The 14,540-nt window shown below is 42.7% G+C and carries 11 protein-coding genes; 4 read left to right on the forward strand and 7 right to left on the reverse strand.

The genetic code is table 11. The features are described 5' to 3' along the window. Positions 1-157: 157 nt before the first annotated feature. On the reverse strand, positions 158-1,543 hold the full coding sequence (locus AACW75_RS18075) for a peptide MFS transporter (protein WP_017073160.1): 1,386 nt from the start codon (positions 1,541-1,543) through the stop codon (positions 158-160). Positions 1,544-2,044: 501 nt separating this feature from the next. Here AACW75_RS18075 and rfaH point away from each other — a divergent pair. Further along, positions 2,045-2,551 carry a transcription/translation regulatory transformer protein RfaH gene (gene rfaH / locus AACW75_RS18080; protein WP_145570825.1) on the forward strand — a complete coding sequence of 169 codons (507 nt, stop codon included), beginning with the start codon at positions 2,045-2,047 and terminating at the stop codon, positions 2,549-2,551. Between the two features lie 104 nt (positions 2,552-2,655). On the opposite strand, the gene asnB is transcribed toward rfaH, so the two are convergent. The 4 genes from asnB to nagA all read right to left on the reverse strand — a co-directional run bounded on the left by asnB (position 2,656) and on the right by nagA (position 8,582). After that, positions 2,656-4,326 carry an asparagine synthase B gene (gene asnB, locus AACW75_RS18085; RefSeq protein WP_145570827.1) on the reverse strand — a complete coding sequence of 557 codons (1,671 nt, stop codon included), beginning with the start codon at positions 4,324-4,326 and terminating at the stop codon, positions 2,656-2,658. A 232-nt stretch (positions 4,327-4,558) separates the two neighbouring features. Then, positions 4,559-6,145, reverse strand: coding sequence for a cation:proton antiporter family protein (locus AACW75_RS18090; RefSeq protein ID WP_145570829.1), 1,587 nt, complete (start codon positions 6,143-6,145; stop codon positions 4,559-4,561). A gap of 83 nt (positions 6,146-6,228) precedes the next feature. Beyond that, positions 6,229-7,443 (reverse strand): DNA-binding transcriptional regulator NagC, encoded by a 1,215-nt coding sequence (gene nagC / locus AACW75_RS18095; protein WP_017073156.1) that lies wholly within the window; start codon positions 7,441-7,443, stop codon positions 6,229-6,231. 2 nt (positions 7,444-7,445) lie between these two features. Further along, on the reverse strand, positions 7,446-8,582 hold the full coding sequence (gene nagA / locus AACW75_RS18100) for an N-acetylglucosamine-6-phosphate deacetylase (protein ID WP_145570831.1): 1,137 nt from the start codon (positions 8,580-8,582) through the stop codon (positions 7,446-7,448). Positions 8,583-9,055: 473 nt separating this feature from the next. On the opposite strand from nagA, the gene nagE reads away from it, so the two are divergent. Beyond that, complete coding sequence (gene nagE, locus AACW75_RS18105; RefSeq protein ID WP_017073154.1) at positions 9,056-10,615, forward strand: N-acetylglucosamine-specific PTS transporter subunit IIBC; 1,560 nt, start codon at positions 9,056-9,058, stop codon at positions 10,613-10,615. Between the two features lie 302 nt (positions 10,616-10,917). Then, a complete protein-coding gene (gene glnS / locus AACW75_RS18110) occupies positions 10,918-12,585 on the forward strand; it encodes a glutamine--tRNA ligase (RefSeq protein ID WP_102551079.1) in 1,668 nt (555 codons plus the stop codon). 112 nt (positions 12,586-12,697) lie between these two features. On the opposite strand, the gene AACW75_RS18115 is transcribed toward glnS, so the two are convergent. Together AACW75_RS18115 and fcrX are read right to left on the reverse strand one after the other, a co-directional pair. Then, positions 12,698-13,324 (reverse strand): type II secretion system protein, encoded by a 627-nt coding sequence (locus AACW75_RS18115; protein ID WP_135458050.1) that lies wholly within the window; start codon positions 13,322-13,324, stop codon positions 12,698-12,700. 43 nt (positions 13,325-13,367) lie between these two features. Continuing rightward, the gene (fcrX, locus tag AACW75_RS18120; RefSeq protein ID WP_017073151.1) at positions 13,368-13,817 is read right to left on the reverse strand and encodes a ferric iron uptake transcriptional regulator FcrX; all 450 of its coding nucleotides are present in this window, start codon (positions 13,815-13,817) and stop codon (positions 13,368-13,370) included. Between the two features lie 207 nt (positions 13,818-14,024). Here fcrX and AACW75_RS18125 point away from each other — a divergent pair, with 207 nt between their 5' ends. Continuing rightward, positions 14,025-14,531: a DUF4442 domain-containing protein gene (locus tag AACW75_RS18125; protein WP_017073150.1), complete on the forward strand. Its 507-nt coding sequence runs from the start codon at positions 14,025-14,027 to the stop codon at positions 14,529-14,531. Positions 14,532-14,540 lie beyond the last annotated feature (9 nt).

Genomic DNA, 14,540 nt, shown 5'->3' on the forward strand with positions numbered 1-14,540 from the left:
ACCTATAACAACATGAGGCCGCACCTTAGTCTCAGAATGAAAACTCCAAATGAGGTGCATGAAAAAAGCCAACAGCTGACGCTGTTGACTTATTAGAAATACTGTCAACGTATTTTAGGACGAGACATGATGTTTCTTCTTGAGGTAGATCTAGTTATTAAGCAACCGAAGTTTCTGCTTTTGGTTCTGCTTCAAGCGTCATGTTGGTTTCTACACCATGCATCCATGATACAAGTTTGCCAGCACAAAGAAGCAGTAAGACGCCACTGATTGTCGCTGTAATTGCGATACCACCGAAGATAGACATCGCGCCAAGCTCACCAACGTGAGAGCCCACAAGGCCAGCTACGTAGTTTGCAACGGCATTGAAGCCAAACCATGCACCCATCATTAACGATGCTAGACGAAGCGGAGCTAACTTAGTGACCAACGACAGGCCAATAGGAGATAGACAAAGCTCGCCAAGGGTATGGAAGAAGAAAGCACCGACTAGCCACAGCATTGATGTTTTCACTGTTAGGTCACCACCTTGCTCCATTACCGCGCCCATCATGCACACAAAGCCAAGAGCTAAGAAGAATAATGCCATGGCAAATTTTACTGGAGAATTTGGTTCGCGCTTACCAAGCTTGACCCAAAATGCAGCAATGATTGGTGCAAGAGTAATGATGAAGAATGGGTTCAGAGATTGGAACCACGCAGCAGGAACTTCAAAACCACCAATCATGCGGTCAGTGTATTGCTGAGTGTAGATGTTCATTAAGCCGCCAGCTTGTTCAAAGCCAGCCCAGAAAACAATCACGAAAAGACCCATAACCAGAATAACTTTTAGTCTGTCAAACTCTTCTTTTGTCAGTGGTGCTTTCTCTTTAGATTTGTTCAGTGCCCTTGCTCGCGCTGCAGCTGGTACTGAACCGATGTTACCTAACCAAGATTGAGCCATCGTTATTTGCATAATCAGGCTAATCACCATACCAATACCAGCGGCTAGGAAGCCTGCTTTCCAGCCGAAAGAATCGACGGCAGCACCTGAAATTAAGCCACCCAATAGTGCACCTAAGTTGATACCCATGTAGAAAATGGTGAAAGCGCCGTCACGTCGGTTATCGCCTTCTTGGTAAAGATCGCCAACCATGGTCGAGATGTTTGGTTTAAACATACCGTTACCACTGATAAGCAGAGCTAAACCAAGATACAGTGCATTCACTTGGTCTAAGCCAATGAAACCGTTAGGTAGAGCAAGTGTAAATTGTCCTAGCGCCATTAGTAGGCCACCAATCAGGATCGACTTACGCTGTCCTAGGTAATTATCGGCAATCCAACCACCGATTAATGGTGTGATGTAGACTAAACCCGTATAAATACCGTACAGATCAAGTGCGTCTTTCGTTGACCAACCAAGTCCACCGCTGAGTGTGGTGTCAGTTAAGAATAAAACAAGGATTGCACGCATTGCATAATAGGAGAAACGTTCCCATAGCTCTGTGCTAAAAAGTAGAAATAGGCCTCTAGGGTGGCCAAAGATGTTGTGATTGCTTGGCATAAGTTTTACTAATTTTAGGTATTAAAAGATTTTATAGTTACTTATGTATACAGAGTGGAATAACCATCTGCAATAGGTGTATTTTATGGTCATGATAACTTATTTTGTATAAGTTTATGAAACTGATGACTTTTATTTGTAATGTTACCCTGATAATACGTGCTGCAAACTAATTTTTCAGATTTGAGCTGATCATGGAATGAGCAATTCAAGAGTGAATTTTAATGATTTTGTTATTATGTATTGTCAGGGTGTATTGTTTTGATTTTAAAGGGTATGTCATGAATGATGATCGTTGCATACACTCGTTTACAATAATGCGCCTTTTGATCTGAAAATGATCCCTGTACAATGCTTAACCACTGTTGGTACCTATAACTTTTTGTTGATAAATTGGTCTGCTACGCATTATTTCTTGCTGCAACGATTCATTTTATTAATGGCGATTCAACCAGTTTAGGCATGTGGTAAAATATCTAAAAATATAAAATGGCTAGTAAAATGAAACGTTGGTATTTACTTTACTGTAAGCGTGGTGATCAAAAACGCGCGCAGTTGCACTTAGAAAATCAAGGGGTGGAGTGCTTTTACCCCCAAATAGAAGTCGAAAAAGTGGTTCGAGGGAAAGAGAAGCAGGTCAAAGAGCCGCTATTCCCTTCTTACATCTTTGTTCGTTTTGATTACGAACTGGGCCCTAGCTTTACGACTGTTCGCTCAACTCGTGGTGTTGTGGACTTTATTAAGTTCGGCGCTAGGCCACATGAAGTCCAAGGTGACTTGGTGTATGAGCTTAAAGAGTTTGAGAAATGTTGTAGTAACGAAACCGAAGATTGCTGTATTGAGTTTGAATCAGGGCAGGTAGTAAAAATCAATAGTGGTCAGTTTGCTGGTGTTGAAGCTATTTACCATCAAAAAGATGGTGAAGCTCGCTCTATTATGCTGGTTAAGATGATCAGCCAAGTCGTTCCGATTAGTATTGAGAACGAAGCGCTTCAAGCTCACGCATAAGTGCAGTAATAAAAAGCAATAAAAACAGGCTTAAAAATAAAAAGGCGCATAATGCGCCTTTTTTAGTCTTTAGCATTTATTCAAACGCTATGATTCGATATTTCTTAGTAAGAGTCGTTATGAACTGCTTGTACAGCACGACCTGAAGGGTCTACACAGTTTTTGAATGATTCATCCCATTCAATCGCTTTTGCTGATGAGCACGCAACCGATGGACCGCCAGGTACACATTCCGCCGCTGATTCTAGAGGGAATAGCTCTTCAAAGATTTCGCGGTAAGCGTAACCTTCTTTCGTTGTTGGCGTGTTGTAAGGGAAACGGAACTTAGCAGCTTCCATTTGTTGATCCGTTACTTTTTCTTCAGCTGTCGATTTCAACGTATCAATCCAATCGTAACCAACACCATCTGAGAACTGTTCTTTTTGACGCCAAGCAATTGAATCTGGCAGGTAGTCTTCAAAACACTCACGTAGGATGTGTTTTTCCATCTTACCGTTACCACACATCTTATCTTCAGGGTTCAGACGCATAGCTACATCGATGAACTCTTTATCTAAGAATGGTACACGGCCTTCGACGCCCCATGCTGCCAATGATTTGTTTGCACGAGCACAATCGAACATGCTTAGAGCAAGAAGTTTACGTACTGTCTCTTCGTGGAACTCTTTTGCGTTTGGCGCTTTATGGAAGTACAGGTACCCACCAAAGATTTCATCAGCACCTTCGCCAGACAATACCATTTTGATGCCCATTGCTTTGATTTTACGAGCTAGCAAGTACATCGGTGTTGAAGCGCGGATAGTCGTCACATCATAAGTTTCGATGTGGTAGATAACATCACGGATTGCGTCTAAGCCTTCCTGAATGGTGTAAGTCATCTCGTGGTGCACAGTACCGATCTTATCAGCAACTTCACGAGCCGCGATGAGGTCTGGCGCATTTTCTAGGCCAACGGCGAATGAGTGCAGTTGTGGCCACCAAGCTTCTGATTGCTCATCATCTTCGATACGCATTGCAGCAAAGCGTTTAGCGACCGCTGAAGTAATTGATGAATCAAGACCACCAGATAAAAGCACACCATAAGGTACGTCAGTCATTAGTTGGCGTTTAACCGCCGCTTCAAGCGCTTCAGTCAGCTCTTCTTTACTCGTACTGTTGCCTTGAACTGCTGCATATTCGTTCCAATCACGTATGTAGTAGCGTTGAGGTTCTGCATCTTTTGAAGAGTAGAAGCTGCCTGGAGGAAATTCACTGATTGTTTTACATACAGGAACTAGCGCTTTCATCTCTGAAGCTACGTAGTAGTTTCCGTGGGCATCGTAACCTTGGTAAAGCGGGATGATACCAATGTGGTCACGGCCTACTAGGTATTCGTCTTTCTCTTCGTCGTATAAAACGAATGCGAAAATACCGTTAAGTTCTTCTAAAAGGTCCGCGCCCATCTCTTGGTATAACGCTAGGATGACTTCACAGTCAGAATCTGTCTGAAATTGGTATTTGTCTTCATCTTCATAGCGTGCACGAAGTTCTTTGTGGTTATAAATTTCACCGTTTACTGCAAGAATGTGCTTTTTGTCTTGGCTGTATAATGGTTGTGCACCACTGTTAAGGCCAACGATAGCTAAACGTTCGTGAGCAAGGATTGCTTTTTCACCAGCATAGATACCAGACCAGTCTGGGCCGCGGTGACGAAGCTTTTTAGACATTTCTAAAGCAATAGGGCGAAGTGTTGCGGCATCACTTTTAATGTCGAGAATGCCAAATACTGAACACATAGAACTTCCTTTTAAATAATTTCTAAATCAACTGCATTCAATTTGCCATTCTGGCTAAAAAAAGCAACCAGATGTGAGCAAAAAAATAATATAAAGGGTGTTCTGTTAGAAATTATCTAATTATTAATCTATTTTGGTGATTGATATCTAATTGCAGTTGGGTTTTTATACAAAAGCCTCTCAAAAGTGCCAAAACAAGCAATTTTAAGAGGCTTATGAGAGGGTGTTTAGACTAAATTTTATTGATGTTTGGGTTTAACTGCTCACATACGTGTCGAGCAAAACCACTACCCGCTTCGCTGTAAATGTTAAACGCCGCATCGACGCCGTTTTCTTTTAGTGTTTCTAACTGATCTGTATATTCAGCAATGGCTGCTATTTGACCCTTGAAATTACGTGATTTTAATTGTTCTAAAGCAGTTTGGTTACCTTGATGGTGAGGCATCGCCAAAATAACCAATTTTACGTTTGCTGTATCTAAGATTCTTTCCCAGAAATCTGGGTCAGTTGCATCGCCAGAAATAACGTTTCTTCCAAGGCTTCTATGGTTGTGTGCGGCTTCTTCACGAACTTCGACACCTAAGCTAACCTTGCCATAGCGTGAACGCAATTCATCGTAGGCGCCGGTACCAATACGTCCCATACCAAGAATAAGCACTTGTGCGCGACCAGGATCAATTCGTTTATCACGTTGATGAAGCTTTTCAGCAGCGTGCTCTTTGAGCCACTTACCTGACTGTTGATAAAGCTTATGACCCGCTTTGTTTAAAGGAGCAGCGATTAAGAACGATAACGAAACCGCAATCGCCACCGCCACTAATATATCGCCAGACATCCACCCCATCTTAAAGGCAAGACCGCCGACGATAAGACCAAATTCACTGTAGTTAAACAATGATAGAGAGGCGAGTAGAGAGGTTCGAACACGGAATTTGAAGCGGTTGAGTACCAAGAAGTAAAGTACGCCTTTCACTGGCAGCAACAGCAAGAATAAGATCGCAAGCATAAAGCCTTGAATGGTAGGTTGCTCGGATAATCCAATATTCAAGAAGAAGCAAACAAGGAAAAGCTCTTTGAGGTTAAACAGCGATTTCGACAGCTCTGAAGCTTTTGGGTGACCGGCTAGCAACATACCTAAGATAAGAGCACCTAGATCTGGTTTAACTCCTACAAACTGGAACAAACCTGCACCGACGACCAATGCGAAGAAAATGCCGAACAGCACCAACATTTCGCCGTGACCAACCCAGTCGAGGACTTTGTAGAACAACGGACGACAGAATGGCAAAGCGAACAGTGCGATGGCATACCACTCTGGAATTTTGCCTGTCGATGCCGTTAAGAAGACCACGGCAAAGATATCCTGCATAACCAGAATACCGATCGCTAATGTTCCATAGGTCGCATTCATTTCCCCTTTCTCTTGCAGAGACTTAACTGCGAATACGGTACTAGAGAATGAAAGGGCAAAGCCGAGTAGAACAATCTGTTCTATTGACATGGCTGCCAACGAGGAAATACCTAGGAATTTAAAACCAAACAGGGCGACCGCAAAAAACAGAGTGGATAAAAGGTTGTGGATTGTTGCGCCAGCCCAGATCTCTTTAGAGAGCAGGGTTTTGATATCGAGCTTTAAGCCAATCGTAAATAGAAGCAGGGTGACACCAAGGTCAGCCAGGGTAATGATAGTGTCATTGGTTTCAAAGCCTAGAGCATATAGCCCAAACCCTGCGACCAAAAAGCCAACGAGTGGGGGAAGGTGACACTTTAAAGCAATAAATCCTGCGATAAACGCAGTTGATATTAATATAAGTTCCATAACTTGTTGTTGTAGTTCCCTAGCTTAAAAAAACGGGCCGTGTTTATACAAACACGGCCCGCGGAAAATCAGAATTGTTTTCTTTAGTCTTCGAGTAGCTTTTGAAGTAACACACCGTTGAGCATGGCACGCTTAATCATGGCAAAAGCTCCCATCGTAGGATGTTTATCGATCTGGGATGCTACAATAGGCAGGCCACTATGGAAAGCCGTTAACGACTGATTCTCTACATTGCGCTTAATTGCAGGGAAAACAATCTCTTGTGCCTTAGTAATCTCACCAGCAATGATGACTTTTTGAGGGTTAAATAAGTTAATCGTCATTGCGATAGCTTTACCTAACTGGTTTCCTACTCGAACCAAGCTCTGTTTCGCTAATTCGTCACCATTGATTGCATGGTCACAAACGTCTTGAATCGTAATATGCTCAAGCTCTGTTAAAGAAGACTCGTAGCCTTGTTTAATCAGCTTTTGCACTCGTTCAACGATAGCAGGGTTTGCCGCTACGGTTTCAAGACAACCGAAGTTACCACATTGGCATTGTTCGCCCAGTGGATCTATTTGGATATGACCAATTTCACCCACGTTGCGGTTATGGCCAAGGAAAACTTGTCCATTAACGATAATACCAGCACCGGTACCGCGGTGAACACTGACCAAAATAGAGTCTTGGCTATCTTTACTTGCACCGAAGTAATGCTCAGCAAGCGCCATTCCTCTAACATCATTACCCACAAAACAAGCAACATGGAATGTGTCGCGAATAATGTCGCTTAATGCCAGGTTATCGATATCCGTATTTGGCATGTACTCAACGACGCCTGTCGTAGGGTTCACCAAGCCTGGAAGGGTGACACCAATGGCAATTAATTGGTCGATCTTTGGTTGGTGCTCAGCAATGAAAGCCTTCATGTTATTGACCAAGCCTTGAGTAAGGTCTGATTGGTCCGAATAATTAAGATCTTGCTGTTGGAAAGCCAACTCATGACCGCCTAGGTCATGAAGACTTATTTGAATGTAGTCTCGTCCTAAGCGTACAGCAATAGAATGAAAAGGTTCTACTTCTGTGGTTAGGGAGATAGCGCGTCTACCGCCAGTAGACGCTTGCTGCGCAACCTCTTTAATTAGGCCGCGCTCTAAAAGTTGGCGGGTAATTTTTGTAACACTTGCCGGTGCGAGTTGACTTACATCAGCCACTTGTATACGACTGATAGGCCCTTGCTGGTCTATTAGTCGATATACTGCCGCACTGTTTAGTTGTTTAACTAAGTCTACGTTACCTATTTGTCCGCCATTCATACTTAATTGTGCTCGTATTGTCCGTTAACAACAGTCGCTTTAACGTTAAAATCTCGGTCAAATACAGCGAGGTTTGCAACCATGCCTTTTTTGATTCGACCTAGCTTGCTTTCTACACCGATAGCCGTAGCTGGGTATAGTGTAGCCATGCGAAGAGCTTCGTCTAAAGCGATACCAGCGTGCTCAACTGTATTCTGAACTGCTTCAATCATAGTCAGAGCTGAGCCGCCCAGTGTGCCGTTTTCATCAACACACTTACCATCTCGGTAATATACTTTCTTACCGACAAAAATAAAGTATTCCATGTCAGCACCTGCAGGAGCTGTGGCATCCGTCACTAATACCAACTTTTCTCCCTTGATTTTGTGCGCAATTCGTATGTTTGCGTAATCAACGTGAAAGCCGTCGGCAATGATGCCTGCATAAACTTCTGGGGTGTCGTAAATCGCGCCAACAACGCCAGGCTCACGACCAACCATAGGTGTCATTGCATTGAATAAGTGAGTCGCGAAGGTAATACCTGACTCAAAAGCTTGACGCGCTTCTGCGTAAGTGGCGTTGGTATGGCCGATAGAAACCACTACGCCAGCCTTATGTAGACGTTCGATATGTTCTGGGTCGTTAAGCTCAGGAGCCAATGTCACTTTTGCAACAAGGTCACTGTTCTCACAAATAAGCTCAATCATTTCGCTGTCTGATTTACGAATGTGATCGACGCTATGGATACCTTTTTTTGCAACGTTTAGGTACGGACCCTCTAGGTGTAAACCTAAAGATTGGTTTTGGAATTGGTTGTGGTATTCACGAGCTGCTGTAATAACCGCACGCATATCTTCGTCTGAAGATGTGATTAGCGTTGGTAAGAAGCTCGTGCAGCCAGATTTAAGGTTTGCTTTGTGCATGATCTGCATTGTGTCTGCAGTGATCTCATCGTTTAGCATTACACCGCCACAACCGTTCAGTTGTAGGTCAATGAAACCCGGGCTTAGGTTTGCTCCATCTAGGTCACGGACCTCGATTCCTTCTGGTAATTCAGAGATAGGACAGACTTTTTTGATCAATTCGTTTTCGATTACAACAGCATGATCGGTTAGAACATCACTACCAGTGTAAATTTTACAGTTACTTAGCGCGTACATAGTCAGCTAATCCTTATTTCGTGAGATCTTTTAAATTTTTCGTTACCTAAATGTGGACTTAGTTTGCGAGCATCATTTACGTAACGATTTATCTTTTATGGGCAAACGGCTTCAAAAAGAGAAGCGAGTTTAAGTGTTTGAAAAATATGTGAACAGTTCGTTTTTTATATAAGTATAGGCTAAGTATTACCGATTATTTGTTGGTCTTTTCGACTAAAATAATCGTGTATTAGTCCAATAGTTAGGTTTGAATATTATCTATAAATGTTCATTTTTTTGAATGATAAAATAAGTTTTATGATCTCGCTAGCAAAAACCTCTGGATTTGGTAAAAACTGGTGATTATGATCACAAATGATAAGGTTTTAATTTGCGGAGCAAAATTAATTGAATACACTGAATAGGACTAAATTGAGCGACTAAAATAAGTTTCTCAAATGAATTCTAAAAAATCCTATAGGGGGAAACAACTGGTGAATATTCTAGGATATGCACAGAAGCTTGGTAAGGCGTTAATGCTACCAATCGCAACGCTTCCGATTGCGGCGCTTCTTTTACGTTTAGGTCAAGGCGATCTACTTGATATTCCATTCATGGCAGAAGCTGGTGGTGCTATCTTCGGTAACCTACCACTGCTATTTGGTCTAGGGATCGCGATAGGTCTTTCTAAAGACGGTAACGGCGCAGCGGGTCTTGCTGGTGCAGTTGCTTACTTCGTACTAACAGCGACAGCAACGACAATCAACGCTGACGTTAACATGTCATTCTTCGGCGGTATCTTTGCAGGTATCATCGCGGGTCACTCTTACAACGCTTTCCATGCAACACGCCTTCCTGAGTGGCTGGCTTTCTTCGCGGGTAAACGTTTAGTACCTATAATGGCTGGTCTATTTGCACTTGTTGCAGGTGCTGTGTCTGGTGTGGTTTGGCCTGGTATTCAATCTGGTCTAGATGCATTAGCTCACGCGGTATCAACATCTGGTGCTGTTGGCCAATTCGTTTACGGTACTCTTAACCGTGCACTTATCCCTGTAGGTCTACACCACGTGTTGAACTCATACTTCTGGTTCGGTATGGGTACGTGTCAAGAAATCATCGTTGCTGGTCAAGGCGCATTCGCTAACATCACTCAACTTTGTGTTGACCCTGCATTGGCTAAAACTCTAGTTGTTGGTCAAGAGCATACATTCACATTCGCTAACTCAGTAACTCCAGAAATTACTACTGTTGTTAAAGAAGTGACTGAAACAGTTAAATCTGGCGACCTACACCGTTTCTTCGGTGGCGATAAAGGCGCTGGCGTATTCATGAACGGTTTCTTCCCAGTAATGATGTTCGGTCTACCAGGTGCTGCACTTGCAATGTACCTAGCTGCTCCTGCTGAAAAACGTAGCCAAGTTGGTGGCGCACTGTTCTCTGTTGCATTCTGTTCATTCCTAACAGGTATCACAGAGCCGCTAGAATTCATGTTCGTATTCCTAGCTCCTGCGCTATACGCAATGCACGCTGTATTTACTGGTCTGTCTCTAGTTGTTGCTAACATGTTTGGTACTCTGCACGGTTTCGGTTTCTCTGCTGGTCTTATCGACTTCGTATTGAACTGGGGTCTAGCAACTAAACCATTCACTCTACTATTGATTGGCTTAGCATTCGGTGCTCTATACTTCTTCACTTTCTCTTTCGCAATCCGCGCTTTCAACTTGAAGTCGCCAGGTCGTGAAGATGATGACGAAGCAGTAACGGCTCCTGCTGGCGACGCACCTAAAGGTGATGTTGCACGCCAATACCTAAAAGCACTAGGTGGTCACGAAAACCTGACTTCAATTGATGCTTGTATCACTCGTCTACGTCTAACTCTTAAAGACCGCTCTATCGCTGATGAAGTTGTTCTTAAGAAACTTGGCGCTAAAGGTGTGGTTAAACTAGGTGAGAACAACCTTCAAGTTATTCTAGGCCCTCTTGCTGAAATCGTAGCTGGCGAAATGAAAGCTATCGGTGCAGGTGAAGACCTATCTGATGTAAAACTTCCATAGTAAGGGAAGTACTTATTAAGACGTAACAACAGCTCTTAACTAAGTTTTAGATTGAAAGCCTCCCACACGGGAGGCTTTTTTGTGCTTACCGTTTAAGGTCAGTGAACAAGGTTCGTTCTATTCTTCATCGAATAACATAAATAATCACAATTAACTGATGGTTCTTATTGTGCAAAGGGAAAGAATTGTGGATGATTAGCAACAATGATCTTTCTATCTTTGACTGGCAGTGAAAGCGGCCTTTTCCTTAAAGATGAAAGATAACTTTCTCTGACAATACTAAATACATAGAGGTGCTATAGATGAGTGAAGCTGAGGCTCGTCCATCGAATTTCATTCGCCAAATTATCGATAAAGATTTAGCGGATGGTACACACAGTAGCGTGCATACTCGTTTCCCGCCGGAGCCGAATGGCTACCTGCATATTGGTCACGCTAAATCTATTTGCTTGAACTTTGGTATTGCTCAGGACTACCAGGGACAATGTAATCTTCGTTTCGATGATACAAACCCTGAAAAAGAAGACGTTGAATACGTTGAGTCAATTAAGAATGATGTAAGCTGGTTAGGCTTCGAATGGTCTGGTGATATTTGTTATTCATCAAACTACTTCGATACGCTTTACGCTTATGCTGTGGAATTAATTAATAAAGGCTTAGCGTATGTTGACGAGCTAAGTCCTGAGCAGATCCGTGAATACCGTGGCACGTTAAAAGAGCCAGGTAAAGCGAGCCCGTACCGCGACCGTAGCCCAGAAGAAAACCTAGCGCTGTTTGAAAAAATGCGCGATGGTGGCTTTGAAGAAGGCAAAGTGTGTCTACGTGCTAAGATCGACATGAGCTCTTCATTCATGGTGATGCGCGATCCTGTGATCTACCGTGTTCGTTTTGCTCATCACCATCAGACTGCTGATAAGTGGTGCATTTACCCAATGTACGACTTCACTCATTGTATCTCTGATGCATTGGAAGGTATTACTCACTCGATCTGTACGCTTGAATTCCAAGATAACCGTCGTTTGTACGATTGGGTTCTAGACAACATCACTATTGATTGCCAACCTCGTCAATATGAATTTAGCCGTCTAAATCTTGAATACACAGTAATGTCTAAGCGTAAGCTGAACCAACTTGTGGTTGAAAACCTAGTTCAAGGTTGGGACGACCCGCGTATGCCTACTATTTCTGGTTTACGTCGTCGCGGCTTTACTTCTAGCTCAATTCGCGAATTCTGTAAGCGTATTGGTGTAACGAAGCAAGAGAACATGATTGAGTTCGGTTCACTTGAATCTTGCATTCGTGACGATCTGAACGAAAATGCACCGCGTGCTATGGCTGTTCTGGATCCAGTTAAAGTTGTGATTGAAAACTACGATGCAGACGCAGTAGAAACGCTAACCGTAGCAAACCATCCAAACAAGCCAGAAATGGGGACTCGTGAAGTACCGTTTACACGCGAAGTTTGGATTGAGCGTGATGACTTCCGTGAAGAAGCAAACAAGAAATATAAGCGTTTGGTTCTAGGTAAAGAAGTTCGCCTACGTGGTGCTTACGTAATCAAAGCTGAACGCATTGAGAAAGATGCAGAAGGCAATATTACGACTATCTTCTGTTCTTATGATAACGAAACACTAGGTAAGAACCCTGCAGATGGCCGTAAAGTGAAAGGCGTTATCCATTGGGTATCGGCTGATAAAGCACTGCCTGCTGAGATTCGTTTATACGATCGCCTATTCACAGTGGCAAACCCAGCTGCTGCTGATGACTTCACTGCGACACTTAACCCTGAATCGCTTGTTACGCTAAACGGTTTCGTTGAACCAAGCCTAGTGGACGGTGTGGCTGAGCAAGCGTATCAGTTTGAACGTACTGGTTACTTCTGTGTAGATTCAAAAGACTCTAAATCAGATGCACTAGTATTCAACCGCACGGTTGGTCTACGTGATACTTGGGGTAAAACTGAGGCTTAATAGCTGAAGTGCTTGGCTTGTTAAAAGCAACCCAATAAAAAACCGGCTTTGAGCCGGTTTTTTTGTATCTGAACTTTATCTATATTTATACACATTTGCTTCTGAAACGATTTTATAAGTTAGGATCTTGCTGTGTGACTTCACCTGTTCGTGAGTTGTACCAGAATACATACCCAGCATCATCAGGATCACTGTTGTAATCGATACCAGTAAATATGTAGTAACACACGGCCAATTTTGTTTGAGGGCTGCCATCTTTGGCTACAAATTGATGATTCTGACGGCGCGTAATAAAATCAAAGGAATCTGATTGATTAGGATCTGTCGTGGCAGTTAAATCAGTACTCATAATAGCGTTCCAAATTGAAACGCATCCTTGGTCGCCTTGGCCTATATTATAGGGTTGACCCATTGGATTACCTTTATCTACACCTAAAGGATAGCCAACATCATTGATGTCGAGTTGTGGATCACCATTAATATCTTCACCAAAGCCAGGCAGATCGTTCATTTCTGAATTCCCACCACCACTGACTAACCATTTACTATGAGCAAATGTTATTGCACTTTGGAATTGAGATTGGGCGCCTTCAAATAGAGCTATTCGGCTGTCATTCTGGATGTTCAAAAATCGGGGGAGGGCAACAACAGCAAGTACAGCAATAATCACAATCACGACTAGCAGCTCTATTAGGGTAAAAGCGTTTATTGTCTGTATCTTTCTGTTTGGGTAACTCATAGAGCCTCACATAAAAAACGCCGGCCTAAGCCAGCGTTCTGTGTTACTTCTTCGCTTTATGTGCGTCTGGGTTGCCTTTGCAATCCCCAGTGATGCTTTTTCCGTACAAGTATAAACTGTGGTTTGTCAGTTTCACGTTGTAACGTTCCGCGATTTCGTTCTGTCTTTCTTCGATAAGGTCATCAGAGAATTCAATAACTTCACCACAGTCTAGGCAGACAAGATGGTCATGGTGGTGCTGAGTTGAAAGTTCAAATACAGATTTACCGCCTTCAAAGTGGTGACGAGTAACAATGCCAGCGTCATCGAATTGGTTAAGCACTCGATAAACGGTCGCAAGACCAATTTCTTCACCTAAGTCGATCAGCTTCTTATATAAATCTTCAGCACTAATATGTTGGCAGTCTGGCTGTTGTAATACTTCTAAAATTTTGAGCCGTGGAAGGGTCACTTTAAGACCAGCATCTTTTAGCGCTTGATTATTGTCTGACATATACTTTCCTGTTGATGATCTGCCGCAATTAACAGAATTCAATATTAATACCATTATAGTTTAGTCAGGCATAACAATAAACCACGAACTTCAAAGGGTTACTCACCGACATCACAATCTGTTTTGTAAAATGGAGGTATCTCACTTATAGTAGAGGTACGACCAGTCAAGGTGGTGGTGTTTCTGATATGAACATGGAATGTTGTTATGAATAAGCAACTCGCAAAAATCTATAAACCGAACATTGTAAAATTCGCTCTCAATATTTGGCCTCCTTTCTGGGGAGCCGGTATTAGAATTGCCCATATTAGCGCTGATTTTAGGGTCGTTAAAACGATACTGAAACTACGTTGGTGGAACAAAAATGCCAATCGTACTCAATATGGTGGCAGCATATTTTCCCTAACTGACCCTGTTTATTCTCTGATGCTCATGGGGATCTTAGGTGAGAGGTATTATGTTTGGGATAAAGAAGCGAGTATTAATTTTATTAAACCGGGTCAGTCTGATTTGTATGCGGATTTTGAAATAAGTCAGGGGCAGCTTGATGAAATCTATCGTCAGACACAGCTTGGTGAAAAGTGTTTCCCAGAATTTATTATCCACGTAAAAGATAATCAGGGGAATGTGGTGTCAGAAATTCAGCGAACTCTGTATGTTAGAAAGAAGCCACAATTTAGAGATGATGACGAAGTCTTAGAAGCTGAGTGTTGATTGATAAAC

This window comes from Vibrio sp. L3-7, from assembly GCF_963898195.1.
GTDB lineage: Bacteria > Pseudomonadota > Gammaproteobacteria > Enterobacterales > Vibrionaceae > Vibrio > Vibrio echinoideorum.